The following is a 24,523-nucleotide window of genomic DNA, read 5'->3' on the forward strand; positions in this document are numbered from 1 at the left end:
CGGAGGATGGTCCTCCCTCACTCCCCACCCCAACCTCTACACCGTCGTGCACGTGATCGATGACCCGCAGGCGAACGCCTAGCTGTGCAGGAAGTGGTCTGCGTGGCGGTGCGAGCCGACGGCCCACCGTAGGCGGCTCTGCCGCTGCGGAAAACCACAGCCTGGCCGTGGGCTCATGCCGCGGCCGGCCACTCGCCACCGACCAGTTCACAGCTGCTCGACCCCACCGCAACCAAGGAGATGGCCACGACAATGGCAGTAGACGGCACGTGGACGATCAAGTTCAAGACCCCCGGCGGGGAACGCCAGGCCGACCTGGTGTTCAAGACCGACGGCGAGACACTGACCGGAACATTCGACAACGCCGAACTTCACGATGGCCGCACCGACGGGAAGGAGCTCAGCTTCAAGGCCCAACTCACCGCACCGTTCAAAGTGAAGATCAAGGCCTCGGCCACGGTCGAAGGCGATGCGATCACCGGCAAGGCCAAGGCGGGAATCATGACGATCGCCTTCGCCGGCGCACGCAAGACGAGGTGACATCGCTCGCCGAGGAAGCCATCGGGACACGATACTTCTCGAGGCCGCATCCGGATCCGGGGTTCGTGATCGGCACGATCAACGGCTTCCGGCTCGTCCACTGAGGACGTCGCATCAGGACGGTCCGGTCAGCATCAGAACGCTGCCGGCCGGACCGTCCTCGGCAACAACTGGTCGCTCCCCGATGCCTCCAGGTATCCGATGGGGCCGACGGCGAAGGCGGATGGTCAGCGCCGGATGCCCGCGACGATCGTTTCCCAGTTGCGGAACGCGAGACCCTCGCCTTCGGTTGCGCTGATCGGTGCTGTCCGCAGGAAGCGCGTCACGGAGCCGTCACGCTCCCGGTTGAAGGGATAGTCGGAGGCGTACAGGACGCGGTCGGCCCCCACGGTCTCCACGGTCCACCGCAGGTACTTGTGGCTGGCGATGCCACCGGGCGTGATGTGGATGTTCGAACGAAAGTACTCGGTGACCGGGCGCTGAAGGCGAGTGACTCGGTCCAGCACGGCGACGCGGTCGAGGTAGAACAAGACGACCTCGCCCCAGTGGCCGAGAATCACCTGGAGATCGGGGAAACGGTCGAACAACCCCGACGTGATCATCCGCAGGATGGTCACGCCCGCATCGTAGTGCCAGCCGATGGCTCCGGTCGCCAGCAAGTCGTCCACGGAGCCGCCGAACCCACCGTAGTACGCCTGGTTGACCACCGGAAGCGGGGCGCGCGGGTGTAGATAAATGGGCGCACGCAGGTGCGCGGCCGCCTCGTAGATGTCCCAGAACTCGATCGCATCCACCCCGCGGTCGCCGGAGCGGGCGTTGAGCATCGCCCCGTTGAGCCCCAGTTCGACGACCGCGCGCCGCAGTTCGGTCGCGGCCGCTGCCGGAGTGGGCGTGGCGAGCGTGGCGAAGCCCTGCAGACGTTCGGGGTGGCGCCGCACGGCAGCGGCGATGGCGTCGTTCGTGGGCTCCTGCAATGCCACCGCCTCTGCTGCGGACAAGTTCTGCAGACCCGGCGTCGTCAGTGACAGGACCGCGACATCGATCCCGGCATCGTCCATGGCCGCGAGACGCCCCTCGTCGAGGTCCAACAGCGCCGGCGTGACATCGCTCGCGACCGCCCACTGCATCATCGGCTCGCTGAGCCCCGGATCCTGCCGCCGCCACGCTTCCACCACGTCAGCGGTCGCCATGTGCTCTTCCAGAGCGTAGATCCTCATCGGTGGACCCCATTTCCAGTGAACTGCTGAGATGGCTCTGCTCAACCAAGATAATGGTCCCGACCAGTATTCAGAGGACGACCACGATCTCGCCCCGGCGATCAGGACCGCCGAATCCGTGCGCGCCTTCCTGCTGGGTGCGGCCGAAGAGTAGGTCACGCACCCCTTCGCGGACTTGGGGGACCATCAGTCACTGGCTGTCGGCGCCCAGTTGCCGTGGAATCCGTTGGGCACCCGGGTCGGAAGATGGATGGCGGCCACGGTGTCCAGCGTTTGTGCGTCCAGCAGCATCAGGTCGGTGCGGTCGGTGGCGGCATTGTGGACGTAGCCCATGAGCACCCCGTCGTCCTCGGCGGCGCCGGGGGCTGACGGCTGGAACACGAACTCGCTGATGCTCGCCCCGGGGACGAAGGTGCGGACGACGGAGGTGCCGGCGCGGTAGTCGTGCTTGACCAGGTCAGTGATCAGCATGTCGTTGTTGAGTCCGGTCGCGTAGCCGAAGCGGTGTCGTTTGCCGATCAGACGTTCGTCGATCCTCGGGAATTCCTGCGGCCGGTCGTCCACACGGGACTCTGTGACCCTGCCCGACGTCGGGTTGATCACCCATTGGTCCACTGTGGGCGGTGCCTCGTCCGGACCGTTGGGATTGCGGTCGAACGTCCTGTCGTGGCGAATCACGTCGAGGACGACGTTGCCGCCGTCATCGTAGGCATTCATCGGGTGGTAGACGTAGCAAGGATCGATCTCGAACCAGCGTACGTCGTTCGCGCCGCCCTGGCGTGGCATGATCCCGATCCGGGCCGGGTAGGCCGGGTCCCAGGAGTAGGGCAAACCGGCATTGGGCTTGAGCCGTCCGCGGGAGCGGTGACCGGCCCGTGCGCCGCTGCCGGTCATCAGGGCGCTGACCGGGCCGGGGATGGAGATCCGGCCGATCAGCGCGGACAGCACCAACCGGGCGGGCGCGTGCAGGTAGCGGGACACGGTGGCGCGCACGGCCCGGTCGGTGTCGAACACCACCGGCAGGTCGTAGAACACAACGTAGGTTTCGGTGAGCGAGAAGCTGTGCATCATCGGGCTGCCGCCGACTCGCACGTCGACCTGGCGACGCAGCCGCCCGTCGGCACCGATCACGGTGTAGCGGACCTTGTTGCCCCAGCCGAAGAAGTACGAGACCGCGTGCAGTTCGCCGGTGGCCGGGTCGCGCAGCGGGTGCGCGGTGTAGCCGCCGGTCAGGGTGCCGTCGAAGTCGGCGGCGCGCAGGGTGTCCAACTCGTCGGACAACTCGTAGCAGGAGACGCCGCCCTCGATCAGGGCGAGGGTGGTGCCCGCGTGCGCGATGATGTTGGTGTTCGCCCCGAGGCTGTCGATCGTGTACCTGACGCCGGGCGGCCCGCCCAGCGCCGGGGTCTTGATCCACCGGCTGCGGTACCACTCGGCCCGGCCCTCGCGCAGCCTCACTCCGTGCGCCATCCCGTCCCCCATGAACCAGTGGTAGGTCCGCGGGTCGACCTCGGCCACCGGGTTCGGCCCGATCCGCAGGAATCGTCCGTCCAGTTGCGCCGGGATCGTGCCGGTGACTTCCAGATCGAACAGGGTGCTCTCCTGCTCGACGGGCCGGTAGTTGCCCTCCAGGTATGGATTGCCCATCTGTTCCCCCCACGCATAACCGTGTTATGTCCTAGTTATAGCGGCCGTGTGCGATGATGGCAACGATGGACATGCGGGAACGCCTGATCGCCGTCGCGGTCGACCTGCTGGCCGCCGGCCCCGACGCGGTACAACTACGCAAGGTCGCCGCCGACGCGGGCACCTCGACCATGGCCGTGTACACCCATTTCGGCGGGTTGTCCGGCCTGGTTCAGGCCATGGTCCGGGACGGGTTCCTGCGCCTCGGCGCCGCGCTGTCCGCCGTCGGCCGCAGCACCGACCCGGTGGCCGATCTTGTCGCGCTCGGCCTGGCCTACCGCGAGTACGCCCTCCTCAACCCCGAGTTGTACCGCCTCATGTTCGGCGTCACCGCCGTGCGCGGGCACCGCGTCGGGCTCGGCGACCCGGTCACCCATGCCGGGGACACCCGGTTCAGGGGTGACGTCGCGGCGGCCGCCCTCGCCGCGTTCGACACGTTCGTGGCCTTCGTCGAGACCGCGGCCGCCGCGGGCCGGGTCAGTCCCGAACCGCCCCGTGCGCTGGCCGGTCAGCTGTGGAGTGCCATGCACGGCTACGTCCTGCTGGAAATATCCGGGTTTTCCAGTCCCGAGGGACTCGCCCAGGTCCTTACTCCCATGATGACGAAGATCCTCGCCGTTCCCGATCTCCCCGCGCCGCCCACCTGAGCCGGACGCGGTAGCGGCGAGGGGTGCGAACCTTGCCGTCGGCCGTTTCCTTGCCGGTGGTGCGCCCGCTCACGGGCACCAGGGGCCTGCGGCCGGTTCGCGAACGTCCCGCAGGTCGCCTGAACCTGCAACAAGCCGACTACCAGGGCAAGGGCGACCAAGCGGTGTCCAGGCGGTGGTACCGAACCCCGGTCCTGATGGTGCCGGCACTGGTCACGGTGATCGTCGCGATCATCACGCTCGTGCCCTACTTCTTCCCCCATCCGTCGCCCCAGGGCACGGGCAGGTACGTCGATCCCGAAGCGTGCCTGACCCAAGCCTGGCCCGGACCCGATACGGCGGCCCCCGTTCACCCCCGCCGACGGGATCCCGGTGTTCTGCTTGGTCAAGGCCGACAATGGGTACGACCCCGCGGGGATACCGCTAACGACTGGTAACTGGTGGCCGACCCGGCTCGGCCGGGCAGGACGCTCGGCTGGACACCCCGGTTGCCCTACACACCCGCCGCACACGACGTTCCGGACTGCGGTCCGCGCTCCTCGGCCGGGGTTTCACCGGTCACCATCGCCGCCGCCCTGGCCTGCCACGCGGCGGTGTTCCTGGCCGTGGCGATCAGGCGCAGAACCCGCACCCCAGAACCACGCGCCGACAATGATGCGCCTCGCGGGCCGAATCCGTGATGCCCCAGTCCCCTGTCGTTCCCGGCAAATATGCGCGCGTCGAATGCGAACGCCGATTTCTGCTGGCCGATCTGCCCAACGACCCACCGGCAACCGCCGTTCACACGATCATCGACCGCTACTTGACCGGCACCACCCTGCGCCTCCGGCGCATGACCGGCCCGCAGGGCGATCACCACTACAAGTTCACCAGAAGATCCCCGCCGCGCATCCCGGACCGGTGCAGGGACTCATCAAAGTCGGCCCGGGCGTCGGCGAGTCCCACCCTCCTGCACTTGTGTCCCACCGCCCGACGGCCACACCCGGTCCATCTACGCCCCTGGGGCTCCGACCGGAGTTGTCCTATGTAGAGTGACACTCCTCGGCTTCTTCGCACCGGTGACGGGATATGCCGCACCCCGCGCGCTCGTGTCACGGGGGCTGGAAACACCGTTACCGAGACAGTCCCTCACTCGAAACCCGTCGGCTGTCCGAGGAGATCGCCAAGATCGAACGCTGCCTGTCCCGCACCCGCTCCGGCGACCGCCAAGCCAAGCTGGAAGCGAAGCTGCACGACCTGCGCGTTTCGTCGATGATGTCTGGTTACCATCGGCACAGTTCGGCCAGGATGCACACTTCGGTGGTACCAATTTCAGCGGAGACGCATGGTTCCACGGCGTCGCCTTCAATGGATATGCAACTTTCGAAAAAGCAGCATTCACCGGAGACATCAGGTTTGACGAAGCAACCCTGGACGGAATGCCATACGAACCCCCTGAGCTGAATCCACGCGACTTGGACTATTTCGGCGAGTAACCCCCGAATTCTGTTCACTCGACTCGTTGAGAACGTTGCAATTGCGAACCGTACCCCTCAGGGCACCCCGATCACTCCTCGGAGAAGTGGTGGCTGGCGCGGTGGTACGGCTGGGCAAGGAGGGTCAGTCGTTGCGGGGGCCAGAGGTCGGGGTCTTCGCTCACGCTCAGGTCATTGTTCCGGCGAAGCAGCCAGATATGCTCGTAGTCCCAGTGCAGCAGCAGATCACCCGGAACGCGGTCCAGCAGTCGAGAAACCAGCCGTATCATATCGTCCTCTTGCTCGGACATCCTGTCCTCTTTGTTGAGGCGGAATACGATTGACACTGTCGGCGTGAAGCCAAAATCTGCGGCCACCGGGTTCCAAGGTCGAATTCTGGGCTCGTATACCCGAATCCATGTTCCCAGAGAAGCGAGAGCTCCCTTTTCGAGCAGTTGCTCGACTTGGACCGACGTGTCGAAGATGCCGATATTCCGGCCAGAATCGAGCACCTCGTCGGCGACTTGTTCTTTCGTGAAGCTTGTCGCCATGTCGAGGTTGTAGGCAATGGCCATGTGAAATAGTCCTCGGTGCTAGCTACGGGTAGATGTGGAGTATCGTACCTTGTCGATCGATGGCGATGACCTCCTTGAGTCCTTCGATCGGCCAGTCATGCAGTTGGTACGTATCGCGGCCACATCCGCTGAGGTGTCGCTGAGATTGAGCACGATACGATCCGTTTGCCCGTCGACAACTTTCTCTTCCATCCGACTGGCGATGTTACGCACGTTGCTGGTTGTGGGCGCGTAGCAGTCGAAGATCTTGCCGTTGACTCGGTAGTCGGGGTTCTTGTCCCCCGGGATGGTGGGGTTTTGTTCGACGTCGTATCCCGCTCGGGAGAGTGTGGTGGCAGATTCGTTCTCGCGTTGGAGCGCGAGCTTCTTGGCGGCGCTCTCGTCGGCTCCGATTTTGGTGGGATGGCCACCGGGTTGGGCGTTGGGGTCTGGGTCGCGGACGGGTTGTGTTTAGGCTCCGAGTTCGTTGCTGATTTGGGTGGCGTTGATGCCTTCGATTTCAGGGTTGGGGGTGTTGCTCATCGCGGCTTGGATGGCGGGTTGGATGCCTTGGGCGATGGCGAGGGCGCCGCCCGGGGCGGCGAGTGCGGTGATGGGCTTCCTGGGTGTGTTCGTTCCAGATGCGAAAGTCGATAAGGCTGTCGGCGATGCTGTCCAGCGCTTGGGGCAGGCCGTTGAGGATGGCCTGAGGGCCGGCGACCTGTTGCCAGAACGCTTCGACAACAATCCCTGGCGACTGTCTGGACCCTGTCAATCATGCGGATGTCGCGTTCGGAGCTGTAGGGCGCCCAGGCGTCGTGCACCGCGACACCACGAAAGGATGCAGGGCACCGGCGTCGTCGATGCCGTCCGTGCCGCGCCTGCGGTGGCAGGTGATCAGCGCGTATTTGTCGGTGCGGGCGCAGTGCACCCACTGCACGCCGCCGGCAACCCGCAGGCCGGTCTCGTCGAACCCGGCCACCTCGGATCCGGCGATCTGATCACCGAGCCCGGTCAAAGAACTCCTCCAGCCCGTCCGCCGCCCGCCTGGTCATGGCCGCAATGGTGCCCTCAGAAACGGGTGTGCCGAACAGTTCGGCCAGCGCTTTGAGTTGCTGGCATTTCGCGATGTTGCGCTGGGACTCGCCTTGGGGGTCGTTGACCAGGCGTGTCGCGGTGACCAGGCAGGCGTCGCGGTCCGGGCTAGGGGGATGGTGCCGCATCCCGAAGTGTGGGACGGTTCCCGAGTCCGAGGAGATCGAACCAGCCCAGTCGCGCCGGAAGCTCCGCGTCGGCTCGGCACGAGCCCACGCCCTCACCTACGACATCCGCCAACGCCATCCGGGCGTCACCGTGAACAACGCCAGCGCCGCGTAGGGGGTCAGTAGGTGTCGAGCGCAAGAGCCCAGGTCAGCACGTTGAAAAGGCTTCAGCGGAAGCTACCGGGCTGGATGATAATCGCGAGCGAGCATGCGCCTCACCTGGAAGCAGCTGGGTTGCAGCCATCCCGCATAGCCCCCCTCGCAGAGGTAGCCGATGGCGGAGCTGGCGACCTGTTGCAGGTCCTGGCCTGCTCGGCCACGAAGAACCGTGGCGGCAGAAACGCTGCCCGGTTCAGACGACGCCGGGCGGCGCGTTCAGTGGGATGCGCTTCGCGAATCCGAGGAGGAGTTCGCAGAACTCCGCGGGTTGTTCCAGCGGTGCGAGGTGCCCCCCTCCGGGGATGACCACCGGGTCGCCGGCGTGGAGTTCCCGGGCCAGCTGCTCACCTCCCTTGAAGAAGTCAGGCATGTCGTACTCGCCGACGCCGATCATCGCGGGTATGGCGAGTGAGCGGAGCGCTGTCGGGTCTTGGTCGAGCGGCCCCTCGGCTTGGGGTACTTCGCCGTGAGCGAGCCTGAACTCCAGTTGACTGCGCAACATGAGGGCCGCGTGTGCTTTCGCGTCGTGAGATGCGCCATCAGCCGTCCAGGCTTCGAGTCCAGCCTGCACGGCTGCGTCGACGTCTCCGGCGTCCAGGGCTGTTCTTTCGGCGTCCCACGCCATTTGCAGCCGCGCGGAGGGTGGTTGCTCATGAGGGCGGTAACCGATGAGGACCAGGCCCTCGACCCGGTCTGGTGCGGCGACTGCCACGTTCAACGCGACCAGCGCGCCCAGGGAGTTTCCGGCCAGTACGAACCGGTTGACCCCGAGGTGGTCGAGTGTGTCCACGACGTCCGACCATGGCGCGACCTTGCGCTGGTTGTGCACGGCCGCATCACCGTGGCCCGGTAGGTCCAGTGCGATCGCCCGGATGCCACCTGCGGCGAGCAGGGGCAGGTGCGCCTTCCACATGGTGCGATCCGTGGGCCGGGCATGGAGCAGCACGACTGCACGTCCTTGACCAGCCTCATCAGCGGGCAGGAGCATGAGATGATTCCTTTCGATCGAATGCCAACAAGGGCACCCGCGCTGGGCTGAGTTCATGCGGCGTCGGTGAGTTCGCCGACTTCCGGAGGGCTCAGGTGAAGCGTGGCAGCCGCGATGTTGTCCTCCAGATGAGGCACCTTGGACGTGCCGGGGATGGGCAGCATGACCTCGGAGCGGGCCAGTAGCCAGGCAAGCGCGACCTGGGAGGCGGTGCTCGCCCGTGCGGTGGCGATCCGGTCGACCAGTCCACCCGGCCTGGCCAGCTCGCCGGCTGCTACCGGCGCCCAGGGGATGAAGCCGATGCCCTCCCGTGTGCAGTAGTCCAGCACGTCAGCCGAGCCGCGATCGGTGAGGTTGTAGCGGTTCTGCACGGTGGCGATGTCGGCGATCCGGCGTGCCTGCTCGATCTGCTCGACGGTCACCTGGGACAGACCGATCGCGACGATCTTGCCCTCGTCCTGGAGGTTTTTCAGCTCACCGACCTGCTCGTCGAGGGGTACTTTCGGGTCGACGCGGTGCAACTGGAACAGGTCGATGTGATCCAGACCGAGGCGGCGCAGGCTCATCTCGGCCTGCTGCCGCAGGTATTCCGGACGCCCCACGGGCGGCCATGCCTTCGGGCCAAGGCGTTTCAGGCCGTCCTCTGTCTCGATGACATCGGGGCCGTTGCGGGTGAGTCCGGCCTTGGTCGCGATGAGCACGTCATCGGGGTAGGGGTGGATGGCCTCGCGGATGACCTCTTCGCTGACATGCGGCCCGTAGGAGTCGGCGGTGTCGATGAGCTGGACGCCGAGTTCCACGGCGCGGCGTACCACCCGAACGCACTCGTCGCGGTCGTCGGGTTCGCCCCAGATACCGAGTCCGGTCAGGCGCATGGCCCCGAAGCCGAGCCGGGCGACCTTTTTGCTACCGATCTCGAAGCTTCCGGCAGTGTGGGCTGTTTGCTCGGTCACTTGTGGACGTTCCTCTCTCCGAAGTGGTCTCCTGCTCGGCCAGCCGGCGCAACAGCACGAGGCCGTCGGCGCTGGCGCTGCCGGGCTCGGCGCTGTAGACGGACAGGTGCTGCCCGGCAGCGCTCGTGACAGCCAGCGACTCGAAGTGCAGGTGCAGTCCCCCCACGCGCGGGTGGCGGAAGTGCTTGTCTTCGCGGGTGCGCGGACGGACCTCATACCGGGCCCAGAGCGCGGCGAACGCGGGACTGTGCACGCTGAGCTCACCGACGACCCGTTCGATGCGCTCATCGCCGGCGAACTGGACCGAGGTCGCACGCAGATTGGCCACAGCCACCTCGGCGGCGGTATCCCAGTCGCCGTAGAACTCGCGCGCGAACGGATCCAGGAAGATCATCCGCAGCAGGTTGTCGAACCGGGCGAAACCGGCGTACAGGGTGTCGGCCATGGGATTGGCGGCCAGGATGTCCTGGGCCGGGCCGACGACGAAGGCTGGGACGTCGCGCAGGTTCTCCATCAGCCGCAACAGTTCGTCACTGACTCTCGTCGTGACCGCTCTGGGCAGGAGTGCGGGCCGGCCCAGCCGGTACAGGTGGTCGGCTGCCGCCTCGTCGAGCCGTAGAGCCCGGGCGATCGCCTGCAGGACCTGTTCGGACGGGTGTCGTTCCCGGCCCTGCTCCAGACGGGTGTAGTAGTCGGTGCTGACTCCCGCCAGCAGGGCTACCTCGTCCCGCCGCAGGCCCGGCACGCGCCTACCTAGGTCGTCGGGCAATCCGGCCTCGTGCGGCGTGACCAGGTGACGGCGGGCCCGCAGGTATTCGCCAAGCTGGTTGTTGCGTTCCACGCTGCTCACGCTAGGCCGGGTGACAGACCGGCGGGTAGGTGCGATGCACCCTCCTCCCCCGGCCCCTACCCGCATACGGTCACGGCAGATCGAGAAAGGGGACAGAGCATGCCCGAGACGTTCGCCAGCGCGGTCATCCCGAGCGAGTCCGCGCAGGCGTGGCGGGTCGTGCGCGATTTCGGTGGCCTCGCGGACTGGCAGCCTGCCGTCGCACGGAGTGAGCTGCGCGGCGCCGGGCCATCCGATCGCGTCGGCGCGGTGCGATCGCTGCGGATGGCCGACGGGGCGACCGTCGTCGAGACGCTCGTCGAGCTGGACGACGACCGCATGTCCCTGACCTATGACATCGTCGACTCCCCGTACTCAGTGCACTTCTACCGCGCCACGATGCACGTGTTCCCGGTGACCAGCACAGGTGAGGCGTTCGTGGCCTGGTCGGTGGTCTTCGACTGCGACCCCGCCCACGCCGACGACCGAGAGCTGTGCCGCCGGTCCTGAGGCAGGACGTGCCTGTTCCTCTGAGCGTGACGAGCGCCGTGGGGACGGGGTCGAGTGCGTCGATGAGGTGCCCGTGGGCGAGGATCCGTGTCAGTTGCAGGTCGACTGGTGTCGCTGTGCCCTGGATGCGGTGGAATCGAGCGCCGAGACGGACCGGTCCTTGGATGCAGCGCACCACGACGATCGCTGCGGCATCGTCACAACTGTAGACCTGGTCGATTTGGAGCTCCGCGTCCATGGTCGCGTTGCCGGGGTCGAGAGTCGTCATCACGCCACCTGCTCGTGACGCTCGACCAGGAGACCGCGCTCGAAGCGGGCCCCAGCGCGGACCAGCGGGACCGGATGAGCGCCGCTGACAGCCCGCCAGCGGGCCTGTGCGGACTCAACCACTTTGAACACCATCGCGAGCCCGGCAGCGCGGGAGCCGGCCCCTTTGGTGACCTTGGTCCGCGGGCGTACGGTGGCGAAGGTCGACTCGATCTGGTTGGTCGTCCGCAGGTGGATCCAGTGTTCGGCCGGGTAGTTGTAGAACTCCAGCAGCACGTCCTGGTCGCCGGTGATCTTCGCGACGGCCATCGTTACTGCGGCTTCGATGCAGGATTCCGTTGGTGGGAAACAGGTTCTCGATCATCTCGTCAACGGCCACCCGTCCGTGCCGAAGGTATGGGCGGACGGCGGCTACAACAACGCGGCGGTCGGCCATGGTGCGCAACAGGGTGTTCAGGCAGAGGTCGTCAAACGTCCTGAAGTCAAAGGATTCCACGTGTTACCTCGACGGTGGGTCGTGGAGCGCAGCCTGGGCTGGCTGATGCAGTACCGCCGCTTGGTGCGTGACTACGACATCGCGGTTCCGCGTGACCGGGAGAGCACGTTCGAGGCGCGGATCGTGAAGAAGCGGCAGCGGCGTCTTGGCAGTGTGGACGAGGTGGTGTTGTCACTGTATGCGAAGGTTGACGACCAGGGAGACTTCGGCGCATTTTCCGACATTTATGGGGCGTGGTCGCCAACCAGCCCGTGTATGCCGCGATCGGTGTCACACTGGACGGCCGTAAGGACGTCCTGGGCCTGTGGATGGGCAACGGTGGCGAGGGCGCCAAGTGGCTCGCCGATCTGCTGAAACCGCGGGCACGGTTCTGCTGCCGCTACCGGCCGCCGGCGATTCCGGCGAATGACCGGCAGATGCGTCGGTGCGCCGGCCAGATTTCGCACTTTCGCGATATCTCGCCGGCGCACCCGTGCATCATCGAACTCACCCCGGCGTCGCGCTGTCAGCCGGCCGAGGTCGCCGGGAGGCCACGCCAATCGCCGCGGTCCTCGCCGTATACCACGTTGAGTGTGTCGCGTACATCGCCCTTGAAGTTCTGCGGATCGAGCTCGCGATAGATCAAATTGATGTTTTGATAGGTACGCGAGAGGTGCGGCCAGGAACGCCATGGGGTGAGGTCCAGCTCGTCGTAGGCCTCCCGTGGCGACTTACCTTGCTGATACGCCGTTTTCGCGTACTCGATGACGAACGTCAGGTAGTCGCGGATCGGGGCGATCCCTTCTGGGCCAATGATCGGTCCGTGGCCAGGCACGATTGTGTGCGGTTCGAGCGCGAGGATGCGATCGCAGGCCTCGACACAGCGGGAGAGGGGACCGCCCCACATGATGGGCGTGGACGCGGTGAACACCAGATCTCCGCTGTAGAGCACACCCGCGTCGGGCACCCACACGATGGTGTCTCCCGATGTGTGCGCAGGCCCGAATTCGTGAAGCTCGACTTGGATGTTGCCGACGTCCAACCGCAACTGCTCTGTGTAGGTCTGGTTCGGATGGACCGGCCGCCATCCTTCATAGTTGAAGACATCCCTTCGCCAGCGCATGAATTCGGCGAAAGCGGTGTCCCCTTGGGCGTAGGCGTCGATCTTCGACGGGTCGAGCCAGTGGCCGCGGATGTCTTCCAGCGTTGCCTCTGACGCGATGATGGTCGCGCCGTCGAACAGGAGGTTGCCGTTCCAGTGATCTCCGTCGCCGTGGGTGTTGACCACCATGTCGACACCCGGTGCGTGCGGCATCGACTGGATCGCGCTATGGAGGGCGCGGGCCATTGGCATGTCGTTTTGTGTGTCGACGACCAGACCCTGGCCTCCGTTAACGATCAGTCCCGAGTTGGCGAAGCCCCAGCAACCTGGTGGCCGGAGCCAGGCATGGCACCCGCCACCGAGGTCCTGCAGGCGGCGGCCGGCGGCCCCGGGCGTCACTCGGGAGCTCCGGCGAAGCAAGCGCGAAGTTCGGCGATGAACAGATCAGGTACCTCAAGCATGGCGAAATGACCACCTCGTGGGAGAGCGTTCCAATGGCGTAGGTCCACAAACCGTGCGACTGTCCAGGCCCTGGGCAACTTCATCAGGTCGTGCGGGAATACCGAAACCCCGGACGGCACCGTGACAGGGGTCGTCATGTTCATTCGCCCGTGGCTTTCCCAGTACAGGCGGGCTGACGACGCCGCGGTCGCGGTGAACCAGTATACCGAGACGGTGTCGAGGAGACGGTGGAGTGGCACCGCGCTCTCCAATCCACCGTCGTTGTCGGTGAACTCGTAGTATTTTTCCGCTATCCAAGCCAACTGTCCGGCCGGTGAATCCGTCAGGCCGTAGCCCACCGTCTGTGGCTTTGTCGCCTGTTCGAGGGCATATCCGGTCCCGTTGGCGACGAACCTCGCGCGCTGAGCGATCCAATCCCGTTCCAGATCGGTCAACTCGTTGTCGGTAAATCCGTCCGGACGAGGCGCCCACGGCACGGTCGTGTGCATCATGGCGACCCGTTGAGGATGCCGCAGGGCCAGAGTTGTCGTTATCTGAGCTCCCCAATCGCCGCCCTGGGCGAAGAAGCGCTGATAGCCGAGCCTGCTCATCAACTCCGCCCACGCGTCGGCGATCCGTTCCAGGTTCCAACCGGGCTCGGCCGGTTTGCCCGAGAAGCCGAATCCCGGCAAGGAGGGAATCACCAGGTGGAAGGCCGGCTGGTCGGCCGGTGGGTTGCTCAGCCCGTCGACGACGTCGAGAGCCTCCACTACCGAGCCCGGCCAGCCGTGGGTGATCAGTAACGGCCGCGCATCCGGTCGCGGTGAGTGGATGTGGAGGAAATGAATATCGACGCCGTCGATGCGCGTGATCCACTGGCCCCGGTCATTCAGTTCGGCCTCGACGATCCGCCAGTCGTATTCCTCAGCCCAAATCTGGCACAGGCGGGTTGTTTCCCGCAGGGGTATGCCTTGCGACCAGTCGTCGACCACCTCCTTCTCCGGCATCCTGGTGCGAGCGAGACGCTCTCTCAGGTCCTGGATGGCCCTGTCCGGGACGTGTAGCTCGAATGGCCTTATCGCGGCGTCGTTGGTCTCGTCATTTTTCATAGTGGTACCTCAGCCTGTGACGGGTCGGATCGGCAGGAGCGTGCCCGAGAGGTGCTGCGCAGCGTTGCTGCACAGGAACGCCACGAACGCGACAATGTCCTCCGCGTGGCCGATGCGGCCGCCAGGGTAGGTCGCCGCGACTCGTGCTATGTAATCATCGCTCGCGATTGCCCGCATTCCGGGTGTGTCCGTGAGTCCGGGTGCCAATGCGACAGTGCGGATTCCTTCGTCGGCCAGTTCCCGGTGGACGACGTTCGACAGGAGGGTTACGCCCGCCTTGCTCGCGCCGTATGCCGTCTGCCCGGGGTTGGCCTGCACGCCGATCATGCTGCTGATGTAGACGATCCGACCACCGCCGCCGCGGATCATCACCGGCGCGAAGTGCTTGGTGGTCAGGAAGCAGCCGATCAGATTGACGTCGATCACCCGCCGGAACACTTCCACGTCCAAGTCGACGACCGGTGTCATCGCGGGCATGACGGCCGCATTGTTGACCAGCCCGTCAATCTGGCCCCACCGCTGGTCGACCGCGTGAGCAGCCTCCCGCACCTGATCCTCGTCGGACACGTCAACACACAAAGTGAGAACGTGTTCGGAGTCCGTGATCGACCTCAACGCCGAGTTGGTCTCGTCAGCTTCATCCTTGTCCGAGGTCAGTACCGCGACGCGCGCACCCTCGCGCGCAAGTCCGAGCGCCAGTGCCCGGCCGAGGCCTCGGCCGGCGCCGGTGACGACGATGACCTTGTTTCCGATGTCGTACTCCATGAGCTGCCTTCCTGCGGCGGCTGCGATGCGCCAGGTTGTTGCCAACGGGTTACTCGACGACTATATTACTGTACTTGAGTACAGTCAAATGAGTGGAGAACCGATGACGATGAACGAGTCCGTCCTGCGGCGAGTCGCCGACGAGCTCGATATCCGTCGTACGCTCGCACGCCTTTCGCGGGCCCAGGACGACGGCGATCGCGAGGCCTACAAGACTTGCTTCACAGACCGAGTACTTCTCACCAAATCAGTCGTCATCCCCGACTGGCAGCCGCGCGAGCTCTCCGTCGACGAGCTCGCGGACCTCTACTTCGCCGAGGTCGGCAAGCTCAAGTTCGCTCACCACCTGGTGTCGAACCACATCATCGACATCGACGGCGATGAGGCTACCTGTCTTGCCGACCTGTACTGCGTGTTCGCCGAAGACGGTGATGGCCTGCGGTCGTCCAGTCTCGGCGGCCGGTACGATCTCAAGCTCCGCCGCGTCGACGGAGAGTGGCTGATCAGTGAGCGGTCTATCGTGGAGTTGTACGCGATCGATTCCGGGGATGTCGCTCGGATCTTGGCCTGAACCGGGGCCAGGGCGAATCGCCGGCGGCCCGGAACTTTCCGGGCCGCCGGCGCTGGTCGGCGAATCAGGAGGCCAGGCGGCTTCCGTCAACAGTCGTCGAGAAGTCGCTGAATTTCCACGCGGACAGAAACCTCATCCACGGCAGAGCTGTTCGTCAGATCTCCGGTAAGTGTACTCGAGTACAACACAGATGGACGCTACCGATTCCCGTTCAGGAAGGTTGATTCCGCGGGAGGATCTCTTGATTCACAGCGGAATTCGCGCCACGGCGCCGGAGTCGCCGTTCAACGGTCCCACCTCCGTGGCGACGCCAAGAGCGTGTCTCGCTTGGATCTTGTCGGTGATGCCGCGATGATCTCGTGTGGTGATCGACTCACTGTCGCAACGAGACACTCGGCCGACACCGATGGGCCATCGAGAGGACCATCGCCTGGCTGACCGGCTGGGCACACCATATTCACCCTGATCCCGTCCGGGCCCAGTTCGATCGCCATTGTCTTTGCCGCAGCGATGACCGCCGCCCAGGTCGATGCGGATAGCCCGAATCCCGCCACCGGCTCGGCGGCCGTGAGCGCGGTGACGTTCACGATCGCGCCACCGCCCCGTGCCCGCATCGAGTCCGTCACGCCCCGGAGCACATTAGCAGCGTGGTATCCGAACGGTCTCGCTGAAAGACGTAGGTATTTCCGAAGCCGCGGTCCAACATTATTTCGACAGCAAAAAGCAGCTCGTTTCTCATATTTTCGACAATTGGGCCGAGTTGTCCATTGCTCCGTTCCGGGAGATCGCGCGGTCGTCGCTGGATCAGCTTTCCAAGGTTCGCCAGATCATCTTCGTGCGCGTCCACCAGATGGCGGACGATTCGGACCTGCTCATCCTGTCCATCAAGGAAGACAACGAGCTTCCCGACGCAGTGCGCATCAGCTTCCGAGAGTCCTTGCGCCTCGCGGACAAATTGGTGCGGGACATCATCGAGGAAGCGCTGCTCCTCTGAACCTCCCGGCAACCACTGCTAACCCTGCCGAACAGACTCATGCATCGTCCGTAACTCCGCCTTCCGGATCTTCCCAACACTCGTTCGCGGGAGGTCGTCCACGAACTCGATCACCGCGGGGACCTTGTAGGCAGCCAACCGTTCGCGGCACCATGCCCGGATCTCCTCTCCGAAATCCGCTGTAAAACCCTTTCGGAGCACAACGACCAGCATCACGGCTTCGTCGTAAACAGGATCCGGAATACCCACCACGGCACATTCCGCGACCGCCGGGTGGGTGGCCGCGACGGTTTCCACCTCGCTCGCAGAGATATTCTCGCCGGACCGTTTGATCATGTCCTTGGCTCGATCCGCGAAGTAGAGGAATCCGTCCGCGTCCCGCCACGCTAGATCACCGGTGTGCAGCACACCGTCATCGAACGTCTCCGCGGTCGCCTGCGGGTGACGCCAGTATCCGGCTGCGACGTTCTCGCCCGGCTTGCCGCGAACCGTGATCTCGCCGATCTGGCCATCCGGAACCGGGTTCCCGGCGTCGTCCGCGAGAACGAGGTCGACGCCGTCCAGCACCGGACCGATGCTGTCCCACCGGCGCTCGGACGAGTTGGGGTTGATGGTCGGCGGCAGCACGGTCTCGGTCATCCCGTAGAGCTGCACGAGCCTTGTGTCGAACCGGGCCTCGAATTCGGCGGCCGCCCTGCTGGACAGGTTCTGGGCGAAGAGGACGGCGCGCAGGCCGGCCTCGTCCCCGGACACCGGTCGAGACAGGATCATCCGGATCGGCGCGGCGAAAAGGCTCCCTAACGTCGCGCCCAGGCGCGCGGCCTGAGTTCCCCATCTTGATGCGGAGAATCGTTCGGACACCGCTACCGAGGCGCCCCGCACGAGCGCCGACATGGTGCAGTAGTACTGCGCGTTCGCGTGGAACAGCGGCAGCGCGATGAACCAGCGGTCGTCCGCCGTGAGGGACATGTGTTTGGCTACCGCGCGACCAACGGCGAGGTAGTTGGCGTGAGTGACGACGACGCCTTTGGGTCGGCTGGTGGTACCGGACGTGTACAGGATGGCGGCCGGGTCGCCGAGGGCGACCGGGGCCACCGGCACGGAGGCTCCGCCTGCCGCGAGATTTCGGGCATCGTGCCCGGCACCGACGATGACCGGTTCCGGCGCGCCCGCCGCACGCAGGACGTCGGCGTTGTCCTCACCCGCGATCGTGACAGCCGGATCGGCGTCAGCCAGGACATGGCGGAACTCGGCCACCGACGAGCGTGGGTTCGTGGGCACCAGAATGGCTCCCAGGTGAGCCGCCGCGAACCAGACATCCAGGAACTCCTGGCGGTTGTCGAGGCTGACGTGCACCCGGTCGCCGCGGCGAACGCCGAGCTCCCCGAGTGCCGCCGCGGTGGCATGCAGGCGGGCGAGTTGCTCACCGTAGGTGATCCGGACGATCTGGCCGTTCTCGTCGAAGACCGAGAAAGTCGCCGCCGCCGGCGCGGCGGCGACGAGTGCGGCGGTGGTCTCAACTCTCATGGTGGCGATGAACCTCCGGAGCGCCTCGATAAGTGGACAGACCCGACCCGGCCGGGGGATCCGCGCGGGGAGCGACTGGGTTGCGCAGGACTCCGACACCGCTGGCCTCGAGCGAGACGACGTCGCCGGGTTGAATCCAGCGGTCCAGTTCCAGGCCACAACCGCCGCCCACCGTTCCGACCGCGAAGAACTCACCGGGGTACACCGTTTCGGCAAGGGATGCCCAGGCCAGCACTTCGGCGAAGGAGAACTGGCGGTGGCGGGTGGTGCCTGAGCTCCAGAGCTCACCGTTGACGCTCGCCGTCATCTCCACGGACCACTCGTCCACTTCGTCCATGGTCAGCACGCACGGTCCCATCGCATTGCAGAAGGCCTTCCCTTTTGAGGGCCCGATGCCCATGGTCATCTCGTAGAACTGGATGTCACGGGCGCTGACGTCGTTGAAGATCGTCACACCCGCGATCCGGCTCGCGGCCTCTGCCGGCGACCAGTCACGTCCTCCCCCGGATGTGAAGAAACCGAGTTCGAGCTCGAAGTCGAGCTGAGCGGTGTACGAGGGCCACAGCAGCGGTTCCTCCGGCCCGACGACGGTTTCGACGTTGCACTCATAGCAGATGGGCATGGCTGCGAAAGCAGCTGGAACGCTCAGCCCCGAACCCGTCGCGTGATCGAAGTAGGTGAGGTAATCGCGGATACGGCGCGGCCGCGGCACGGGCGCGAGCAGTTCGACCTCGCGCAGGTCGAAGACCGCCCGGCGGCCCTCGGCGTCCTTCAGCACATCACCGTGCTCGGCCGCCCGGGCGGCCACCTCCGAGGCTCGCTCGGCCAGCCGCCGTGCCACCTCACCCCCTTCGAAGAAGGCCACCATCTCAGTCGGTACCTCAGGCGCGCGAACGAGCGCTGCCTCTCCCGAGCTCATGTACTGCTCGGCGTGCAGGACCCGCAGCGGGTCGACGACCGTCGAGCCCGTCAGCACACCTAGCCGGGCCTCGGAGCGCGCGGACGAGGCGGGAATGTAGGTCACAAGGCGCACCATCAACTCCAGGTGGTCGGATAGCGGCGGAGCGTCAGCAGCAGAACAGCAGACACCATGAGGAGGCCCGCCGTGGTGAACAACGCGGGCAGGTAGGAACCCGACCCGTCTTGAACTGCGCCGTAGAAGACGCCCGAGAGGGCTGCCCCGACCGTGGCCAACAAGTAGAACAAGCCATAGATGCGGCCGTAAGAACGCTGGCCGAAGTACCTGGCTGCGAGGTAACCGATGAGGTCGAACTCGGCTCCGGTCGCCAGCCCGATCGCGAGCGCGGCGAGTGGGGCGGCGCTCGCCCCGAAGACGGCAACGGCGAGGACACAGGCCGTGGCGACAACCAAGATCACGGACGCGGTGCGTGGCGCGTAAAAGCGGTCGAAGAGCCAGCCGCCGAGCGGACGGAAGATGATCACTCCGACTCCGGCCAGGCTCGCGATCTTCGCCGCACTCGCCAAACCGACGCCGGAGTCCTGAAGATAGGACAGGAGGTGCAGTTGCAGACCGGCCATAGCGAACAGCAGCAGGAAAAAGCAGGCAGCCAGCGTCCAGAACGTGCGACCTCGCAACGCCTCCCGCAGTGTGCTACCGACCCGGGAGTCGGCGACCTCGGGTAGCCGGACGGCGCCCGGCGGACGAGTCGCCACGGGCGACCGCGAAAGCAGCGCCGCGACGATCAACATGCCGATCGCGACCGCGATGCCCAGTGCCACGAATCCGGCGCGCCAGCCGACCCGCGCCGCGTAGGGCGCCAGTACCTCGGGGAGCACGAACGCGGCGACGCCGGTCCCGACGGTGGAGAGTCCGAGGGCGAACCCTCGGATGCGCACGAAGGCGGTGCTCACCGCACGTGCGTAGGGTACGGTCGCCGAACCCGCCCCCGCGATGCCCAGGAGCACGCAGCCGGCGTAGTAGACGCCGACGTTGGCGTTCAGCCGGCTGAAGAGCAGGAGCGCCACCGACAGTCCCACCAGGCCGGCACCGGTGATCCAGATCGTGCGGACCCGATCGGCCACCCAGCCCAGCAGTGGTGAGACTCCCGCGACGACGAGCAGGACGATGGTGCCTCCCAGGGAGATCTGGGCGCGCGACCAGCCGAGGTCGTGCTGCATCGCGCGAAGGAAGACGGACAGGGCGTTTCCCGGGATCGCCGCGATGCCGACGGAGATGCCGAGAACCGTCGCCAGCAGCAACGGCCAATGGCGCCGCAACTCCTGGAGACCGGACAGCGGCCGTTCTCGAGTGTCCACGCTGTGCGCGCTTTCGGGGATGGCCTGGGAGTCGGGGGCTAGGTTCATCGATCTCGACCTCTTCGTCGTTCGGATGGCTTGATCGTCGACCCGACCGGTTCAGTCTGTACTTCAGTACAGTGGAACAAACTGTAGACCCTGCGCTCCTGATGTCAATGGCCTCCTGCGTTAGAGGGCTTTCGCAACTGATCTAGTGCAAAACTAGTTATTTCTGTACTAGAGTACATTGAGATACTGTCTGACTCGCTCGCTTGGAGGTACGGAAGGTGACGGCGGACAACCGGGCGAAGGAGTCGCCGATCGTCGATACCCATGTCCACGTCTGGGATCGGCGCCGCCCCTGGATGGCCTGGCTGAACGACCGACCGGTGTCCTGGGACCCCGTGCGGGACGATTTCGAGTGGTCTCGCCTTCGTGCCGAGCTGGACGGCGCCGGTGTGGCCGAACTCGTGCTCGTGCAGGCCGGTACCTCCACGGAGGAGACCCGGCTGCTCCTGGAACTGGCCGAGCGTCAGCAGTCGATCATCGGAGTCGTCGGCTGGGTCGGTATGAGTTCACCGGGCACGACCGAGAAGGATCTTGCCATTATCGGCAGCGGCAAGCTGGTGGGCGTACGCACACTCCACCGGTGGCGGCCGGACGGCGAGATCCTGGCCGATCCGCGCGTGGCCAATTCCTTCCGTGTGCTCGTCGACCGAGGTCTGACGATCGATTTGTTCGTGAACGACCACACCGAGTTGCCGCTCCTGCTGCCGCTCATCGAGGCCGTGCCGGACGGACGCTATGTGATCAACCACCTGGGACGTCCGCCGATCGACCAGGACGCGACGGCCCGGCGCCTATGGAACGTCGCCATGACGCAGCTGGCCGCGCTGCCGAACGTGTTCGTCAAGTTCTCCGGTTGGGGCACAGTCGTTCGCCGCGCCAAGGCTGCGGACGTCGCCAGATACGCGGAGCACGTCTTCGCAACCTTCGGTCCGGCGCGGACGATGTACGCGAGCAACTGGCCGGTGGCTCTCGTCGCGGCCGGCTACCACGACACGTTCGCCGCGACACTGGAAGCGTTGGCCGACCTCGCTCCCGCGGAACGCGACGCCGTGCTCGGCGGGACGGCCCGCGCCTGCTATCTGACCAGATGACTCAGCTGCACCTCGACTTCAGGAGGCAAAAGTGTCCACAGTAGTCGAAACCATGTACGGCGCGGTACGGGGCAAGAGCCATTCCGGCACAGGTGTGCGAATCTTTCGTGGTATCCCCTATGCCGCGCCACCGACAGCGGATCTGCGATGGCGCCCGCCGGAGCCGCCCGCACCGTGGACCGGCGTGCGCGACGCATCCGAGTACGGGCCGATCGCGATCCAGAACCCACCGGCCAGCACCTCGCTGTTCGCCGATGGGGGGCAGCCGCAGAGCGAGGACTGCCTGCACCTCAACGTGTGGGCGCCGCTGGACACGGGTACCCGCGCGCGGCCCGTCATGGTCTGGTTCCACCTGGGCGCCTACCAGTTCGGGTCCGGGTCGTCGCCACTGTTCGACGGCCGACGGTGGGCGCAGGAAGGCGTCGTCCTGGTCACGCTCAACCACCGGCTGTCCAGGACGGGGTTTCTCGCGCATCCGGACCTGGCCAACGAGGGCGCGGGAACGGCGGGCAACTACGGGCTGCACGACCAGCTCGCCGCGCTGCGCTGGGTGCGCGACAATATCGCCGGCTTCGGGGGAGATCCCGGCTGTGTCACGATCTGCGGTGTCTCGTCCGGGGCGTCTAGCGTCGCGTTGCTGATGGCAGCGCCCGCCGCCCGGGGTCTTTTCCACCGTGCCATCGCCGAGAGCGGTGGCGCTTTCGGCCCGGTCGCGGCTACGACGGGCGTGGGCGACGCGTGGCAAGATCTCGAATCAGCGGTCGAAAGTGGCGGGGCGTGGTCGTCGGCGGTCGGAGCGCCGCGTCTGGCTGAGCTTCGTCGGATGAGCGCGCAGGCCTTGCGTGCGGCCAGCCGGCCGCATCCCAGGGCGACCACCGGCATCTTCGACGCGGCGCGACCCATCATCGACGGGAAGCTGCTCACCGCGGCACCGCATGCGGTGTTCACCGGCGGCGCACAGGTCCCGGTTCCACTGCTCGTCGGATCGGCAGCCGACGAGGACCTTGCGGTATTCAACTACCCGCGGGACCTGGCGACCTTCCGTACCCAGGCCAAGGCCGAACACGGTGCGGCAAGCGATGCCTTTCTCGACCTCTACCCCGCGGAAACCGATGAACAAGCCGTCGCGGCGGGACTGCGGTCCACCGGCCACCGGCTGTTCACCTGGCAGAACTGGCGATGGGCCACCTTGCACAACCGTGCCGGTCACCCCGTCTACTACTACCGCTTCGCGCAGCCTCCGCCCGTCCCGCCCGGGCGCTACCACGAACAGAGGTTGCCCAGGCCCCTGGGCGCGTTCCACGGCGCCTCGCTGTTCTCCACCTTCGGCGGCGCGGCCGATCCGGCTGACTGGAACTGGACGGCGAGGGACGTGCGATGGGGCGCCACGATCAGGTCCGCCTGGGTGCACTTCGCTCAACACGGCCGCCCCACTGCTCCCGGCCTGCCAGCATGGCCCGAGTTCGACACCGCACACCCCTCGGCCATGATCCTGCGGGCCGACGGCTGCGTTCTCGACGACGTCCCCGAGCGCACCCACCTCGCCTACTGGGACCAGTGGTACGACCGGCGGCTCAAGACACCGACTCCTGCCCCCGCACGACCTCGAGGGAACGTACAAGGTTGACGGCCTGGCGGACATGCCGACGGTCTCCGTCCGTGCACAAGCCGGTCAGTACGAGCTGCATGCGTGTCAACAGGTTCTCGAACAGCGTGTTCGCCGCCGGCTCGTACGCGGGATCCGCCCAGCGCCAGAGTGCATCGAAGTAGATCGCCCGAATCACTTCACCGGCGGCTTCCGCATCGACATCGGCGACGAACTCGCCCGCCTGTTGCCCACTGCGGATGACGGCGGCGAACATGTGCGCAGCGACGGGCTCGTCCAGGATGGGGCCGCCGAGTCGCACCCACGCGTGCATGAAGACGCGGCCCTCCTCCCGGCGCCGCTCGTAGATATCGGCCATCACGCGCATGACGACGAGCAGCCGGGAAGAAGCCGAAGACTCGCCGGCGCCGCCCGCCTCGCCGGCGGCGCCCATGGCCTCGTGCAGTTCGATCCGCCGCTGCGCCACCCAGGCCGCGACGAAATCCTCCTTGCGGGGGAAGTGGTTGAACGCAGTCTGCCGAGCGACGCCGGCAGAGCGCGCAATCTCGTCGTAGCTGGTTTCGTCGAAGCCTTTGCTGACGAACAGCTGACGCGCCGACAAGAGCAGACGTTCACGCGTCTCGCTCTTGCGTTGCTCGCGACGCGACGGCACCGCGTCTTCGCCTTTGCCATCGGCTCGCTGCGCCAAGGTTGATGCCTCCCCGTGACCTCTAGCTGAATCGGTGGATTCAAGTCTACTTGATGGGCTTTCCCGGCAGAATGTGACATCAGCTGCCCGCCGATGGGCACGACGACTACCTCGTCCACAACGGACAGAGGCCGCCAGATTGCCTCGTTCGCAGCGAAGTGGCCGATACGCGCTCTCGCTTCCGGACCATCGAGTCCTCGACGACGGCCTCAGGGTGCGCGTTGGGCCGGGCCCGACGATCCGCCAGATCAACGCCCAGCTCGCCCGTCAAGCTCGGACCGGACCCGGCGAGCGAGACCGCCTGCATCATCGGCGGCGCGGCTCCAGCGGTATGACCTGCGGCACCACGGCCAACAGCTACGCCACCCTCGAGTCGATGGCCCTGGTTCTACCGGTGCACCGGGCGGTGCTGGAGGAACCGGGCAGCCAAGGCGTGATCGACTGGTCCCGCGCGGTCCTCGACGGAGCATCCGTCAGGACCAAAAAAGGGGCGGACTGACGGGCCCGAGCCGACCGGACCGGCCTGCCCCTGACCGTCGCCATCTCTGCGGCCGACACCCACGACAGCCACGCACCCAAACCCCTGGTCAACGCGATCCCCGCCATCCGCTCTCGCCGCGGACCACGACGCAGGAAACCCGCCAAACCGCACGCCGACAAGGCCTACGACATCCCCGCCCTGCGCGACTGGCTCCGCCAGCGCCGAATCATCCCGCGCATCGCCCGCAAGGGCATCGAATCCACCGAGAAACTCGGCAAGCAC

At 66.0% G+C, this 24,523-nt stretch carries 27 protein-coding genes and 4 pseudogenes; 12 read left to right on the plus strand and 19 right to left on the minus strand.

Going from position 1 to position 24,523, the window contains the following annotated elements:
* Window positions 1–240: 240 nt before the first annotated feature.
* A complete protein-coding gene (locus FNH05_RS08015) occupies window positions 241–540 on the plus strand; it encodes a hypothetical protein (protein ID WP_144586694.1) in 300 nt (99 codons plus the stop codon).
* Between the two features lie 227 nt (window positions 541–767).
* Here the strand turns inward: FNH05_RS08015 and FNH05_RS08020 are convergent, their stop codons facing one another.
* Window positions 768–1,715 carry an amidohydrolase family protein gene (locus tag FNH05_RS08020; RefSeq protein WP_246127598.1) on the minus strand — a complete coding sequence of 316 codons (948 nt, stop codon included), beginning with the start codon at window positions 1,713–1,715 and terminating at the stop codon, window positions 768–770.
* A gap of 73 nt (window positions 1,716–1,788) precedes the next feature.
* Here FNH05_RS08020 and FNH05_RS39715 point away from each other — a divergent pair, with 73 nt between their 5' ends.
* Window positions 1,789–1,911 carry a hypothetical protein gene (locus tag FNH05_RS39715; RefSeq protein ID WP_281287595.1) on the plus strand — a complete coding sequence of 41 codons (123 nt, stop codon included), beginning with the start codon at window positions 1,789–1,791 and terminating at the stop codon, window positions 1,909–1,911.
* 32 nt (window positions 1,912–1,943) lie between these two features.
* On the opposite strand, the gene FNH05_RS08025 is transcribed toward FNH05_RS39715, so the two are convergent.
* Window positions 1,944–3,404: a carotenoid oxygenase family protein gene (locus FNH05_RS08025; protein ID WP_144586696.1), complete on the minus strand. Its 1,461-nt coding sequence runs from the start codon at window positions 3,402–3,404 to the stop codon at window positions 1,944–1,946.
* A 65-nt stretch (window positions 3,405–3,469) separates the two neighbouring features.
* Between FNH05_RS08025 and FNH05_RS08030 the strand changes: the two genes are divergently transcribed.
* Complete coding sequence (locus FNH05_RS08030; protein WP_186382438.1) at window positions 3,470–4,090, plus strand: TetR/AcrR family transcriptional regulator; 621 nt, start codon at window positions 3,470–3,472, stop codon at window positions 4,088–4,090.
* A gap of 493 nt (window positions 4,091–4,583) precedes the next feature.
* Here FNH05_RS08030 and FNH05_RS37885 read toward each other — a convergent pair whose 3' ends face one another.
* A complete protein-coding gene (locus FNH05_RS37885; RefSeq protein ID WP_186382439.1) occupies window positions 4,584–4,721 on the minus strand; it encodes a hypothetical protein in 138 nt (45 codons plus the stop codon).
* 457 nt (window positions 4,722–5,178) lie between these two features.
* Here FNH05_RS37885 and FNH05_RS40005 point away from each other — a divergent pair, with 457 nt between their 5' ends.
* Window positions 5,179–5,565, plus strand: a complete 387-nt coding sequence (locus tag FNH05_RS40005; RefSeq protein ID WP_425458426.1) for a pentapeptide repeat-containing protein — start codon at window positions 5,179–5,181, stop codon at window positions 5,563–5,565.
* A gap of 71 nt (window positions 5,566–5,636) precedes the next feature.
* On the opposite strand, the gene FNH05_RS08040 is transcribed toward FNH05_RS40005, so the two are convergent.
* The 7 genes from FNH05_RS08040 to FNH05_RS08065 all read right to left on the minus strand — a co-directional run bounded on the left by FNH05_RS08040 (window position 5,637) and on the right by FNH05_RS08065 (window position 10,301).
* Window positions 5,637–6,119 carry a SitI3 family protein gene (locus tag FNH05_RS08040; protein WP_144586699.1) on the minus strand — a complete coding sequence of 161 codons (483 nt, stop codon included), beginning with the start codon at window positions 6,117–6,119 and terminating at the stop codon, window positions 5,637–5,639.
* 18 nt (window positions 6,120–6,137) lie between these two features.
* Window positions 6,138–6,512 carry a CdiA C-terminal domain-containing protein gene (locus tag FNH05_RS40010; RefSeq protein ID WP_222426549.1) on the minus strand — a complete coding sequence of 125 codons (375 nt, stop codon included), beginning with the start codon at window positions 6,510–6,512 and terminating at the stop codon, window positions 6,138–6,140.
* 361 nt (window positions 6,513–6,873) lie between these two features.
* Complete coding sequence (locus FNH05_RS08050; protein ID WP_246127599.1) at window positions 6,874–7,116, minus strand: IS66 family transposase; 243 nt, start codon at window positions 7,114–7,116, stop codon at window positions 6,874–6,876.
* Window positions 7,100–7,321, minus strand: coding sequence for a hypothetical protein (locus tag FNH05_RS39125; protein ID WP_246127600.1), 222 nt, complete (start codon window positions 7,319–7,321; stop codon window positions 7,100–7,102). The genes FNH05_RS08050 and FNH05_RS39125 overlap by 17 nt, the downstream gene beginning before the upstream one ends.
* Before the next feature lie 391 nt (window positions 7,322–7,712).
* Window positions 7,713–8,465: an alpha/beta fold hydrolase gene (locus FNH05_RS08055; RefSeq protein ID WP_246127601.1), complete on the minus strand. Its 753-nt coding sequence runs from the start codon at window positions 8,463–8,465 to the stop codon at window positions 7,713–7,715.
* 95 nt (window positions 8,466–8,560) lie between these two features.
* Window positions 8,561–9,460 carry an aldo/keto reductase gene (locus FNH05_RS08060; RefSeq protein ID WP_144586701.1) on the minus strand — a complete coding sequence of 300 codons (900 nt, stop codon included), beginning with the start codon at window positions 9,458–9,460 and terminating at the stop codon, window positions 8,561–8,563.
* Window positions 9,414–10,301 carry a helix-turn-helix domain-containing protein gene (locus FNH05_RS08065; protein WP_144586714.1) on the minus strand — a complete coding sequence of 296 codons (888 nt, stop codon included), beginning with the start codon at window positions 10,299–10,301 and terminating at the stop codon, window positions 9,414–9,416. The genes FNH05_RS08060 and FNH05_RS08065 overlap by 47 nt, the downstream gene beginning before the upstream one ends.
* Window positions 10,302–10,409: 108 nt before the next feature.
* On the opposite strand from FNH05_RS08065, the gene FNH05_RS08070 reads away from it, so the two are divergent.
* Window positions 10,410–10,799, plus strand: coding sequence for an SRPBCC family protein (locus tag FNH05_RS08070; RefSeq protein ID WP_144586702.1), 390 nt, complete (start codon window positions 10,410–10,412; stop codon window positions 10,797–10,799).
* Window positions 10,800–11,066: 267 nt separating this feature from the next.
* Here the strand turns inward: FNH05_RS08070 and FNH05_RS08075 are convergent.
* Window positions 11,067–11,372, minus strand: a pseudogene (locus FNH05_RS08075) (transposase); the annotation flags it as partial.
* Between the two features lie 19 nt (window positions 11,373–11,391).
* Here FNH05_RS08075 and FNH05_RS39870 point away from each other — a divergent pair.
* Window positions 11,392–11,574, plus strand: a pseudogene (locus FNH05_RS39870) (IS5/IS1182 family transposase); the annotation flags it as partial.
* 63 nt (window positions 11,575–11,637) lie between these two features.
* A pseudogene (locus FNH05_RS40015) lies at window positions 11,638–11,912 on the plus strand (transposase); the annotation flags it as partial.
* Between the two features lie 155 nt (window positions 11,913–12,067).
* Here the strand turns inward: FNH05_RS40015 and FNH05_RS08090 are convergent.
* Genes FNH05_RS08090 through FNH05_RS08100 form a run of 3 tightly spaced genes read right to left on the minus strand, consistent with a single transcriptional unit; the run spans window position 12,068 to window position 14,958 of the window.
* The gene (locus tag FNH05_RS08090) at window positions 12,068–13,042 is read right to left on the minus strand and encodes an MBL fold metallo-hydrolase (protein WP_186382440.1); all 975 of its coding nucleotides are present in this window, start codon (window positions 13,040–13,042) and stop codon (window positions 12,068–12,070) included.
* Entirely contained in the window at window positions 13,039–14,193 is a 1,155-nt protein-coding gene (locus FNH05_RS08095) for an epoxide hydrolase family protein (RefSeq protein WP_144586704.1), read from the minus strand. Before FNH05_RS08095 ends, FNH05_RS08090 begins: the two co-directional genes overlap by 4 nt.
* A gap of 9 nt (window positions 14,194–14,202) precedes the next feature.
* On the minus strand, window positions 14,203–14,958 hold the full coding sequence (locus FNH05_RS08100) for an SDR family NAD(P)-dependent oxidoreductase (protein ID WP_144586705.1): 756 nt from the start codon (window positions 14,956–14,958) through the stop codon (window positions 14,203–14,205).
* Between the two features lie 103 nt (window positions 14,959–15,061).
* Here FNH05_RS08100 and FNH05_RS08105 point away from each other — a divergent pair, with 103 nt between their 5' ends.
* Window positions 15,062–15,529, plus strand: coding sequence for a nuclear transport factor 2 family protein (locus FNH05_RS08105; protein ID WP_186382441.1), 468 nt, complete (start codon window positions 15,062–15,064; stop codon window positions 15,527–15,529).
* 284 nt (window positions 15,530–15,813) lie between these two features.
* Here FNH05_RS08105 and FNH05_RS40020 read toward each other — a convergent pair whose 3' ends face one another.
* Window positions 15,814–16,167: an SDR family NAD(P)-dependent oxidoreductase gene (locus tag FNH05_RS40020; RefSeq protein ID WP_425458425.1), complete on the minus strand. Its 354-nt coding sequence runs from the start codon at window positions 16,165–16,167 to the stop codon at window positions 15,814–15,816.
* Between the two features lie 122 nt (window positions 16,168–16,289).
* Here FNH05_RS40020 and FNH05_RS08115 point away from each other — a divergent pair, with 122 nt between their 5' ends.
* Window positions 16,290–16,523, plus strand: a complete 234-nt coding sequence (locus tag FNH05_RS08115) for a hypothetical protein (RefSeq protein ID WP_144586708.1) — start codon at window positions 16,290–16,292, stop codon at window positions 16,521–16,523.
* Between the two features lie 18 nt (window positions 16,524–16,541).
* Here the strand turns inward: FNH05_RS08115 and FNH05_RS08120 are convergent, their stop codons facing one another.
* From FNH05_RS08120 to FNH05_RS08130, 3 genes are read right to left on the minus strand one after another with little or no spacing between them, the layout of a single operon-like run.
* Window positions 16,542–18,050 (minus strand): AMP-binding protein, encoded by a 1,509-nt coding sequence (locus FNH05_RS08120; protein ID WP_144586709.1) that lies wholly within the window; start codon window positions 18,048–18,050, stop codon window positions 16,542–16,544.
* Window positions 18,040–19,074, minus strand: coding sequence for a fumarylacetoacetate hydrolase family protein (locus FNH05_RS08125; protein ID WP_246127602.1), 1,035 nt, complete (start codon window positions 19,072–19,074; stop codon window positions 18,040–18,042). The genes FNH05_RS08120 and FNH05_RS08125 overlap by 11 nt, the downstream gene beginning before the upstream one ends.
* An 11-nt stretch (window positions 19,075–19,085) precedes the next feature.
* Complete coding sequence (locus tag FNH05_RS08130; RefSeq protein ID WP_144586710.1) at window positions 19,086–20,375, minus strand: MFS transporter; 1,290 nt, start codon at window positions 20,373–20,375, stop codon at window positions 19,086–19,088.
* Between the two features lie 218 nt (window positions 20,376–20,593).
* Here FNH05_RS08130 and FNH05_RS08135 point away from each other — a divergent pair, with 218 nt between their 5' ends.
* Window positions 20,594–21,466 (plus strand): amidohydrolase family protein, encoded by an 873-nt coding sequence (locus FNH05_RS08135; protein WP_144586711.1) that lies wholly within the window; start codon window positions 20,594–20,596, stop codon window positions 21,464–21,466.
* 31 nt (window positions 21,467–21,497) lie between these two features.
* Window positions 21,498–23,093 carry a carboxylesterase/lipase family protein gene (locus FNH05_RS08140; protein WP_144586712.1) on the plus strand — a complete coding sequence of 532 codons (1,596 nt, stop codon included), beginning with the start codon at window positions 21,498–21,500 and terminating at the stop codon, window positions 23,091–23,093.
* On the opposite strand, the gene FNH05_RS08145 is transcribed toward FNH05_RS08140, so the two are convergent.
* Complete coding sequence (locus FNH05_RS08145) at window positions 23,041–23,760, minus strand: TetR/AcrR family transcriptional regulator (protein WP_186382442.1); 720 nt, start codon at window positions 23,758–23,760, stop codon at window positions 23,041–23,043. The two genes, FNH05_RS08140 and FNH05_RS08145, sit on opposite strands and share 53 nt — an antisense overlap.
* Before the next feature lie 394 nt (window positions 23,761–24,154).
* Here FNH05_RS08145 and FNH05_RS08155 point away from each other — a divergent pair.
* A pseudogene (locus FNH05_RS08155) lies at window positions 24,155–24,523 on the plus strand (transposase); the annotation flags it as partial.

The sequence above is a fragment of the Amycolatopsis rhizosphaerae genome, from assembly GCF_007713715.1.
Taxonomy (GTDB): domain Bacteria; phylum Actinomycetota; class Actinomycetes; order Mycobacteriales; family Pseudonocardiaceae; genus Amycolatopsis_E; species Amycolatopsis_E rhizosphaerae.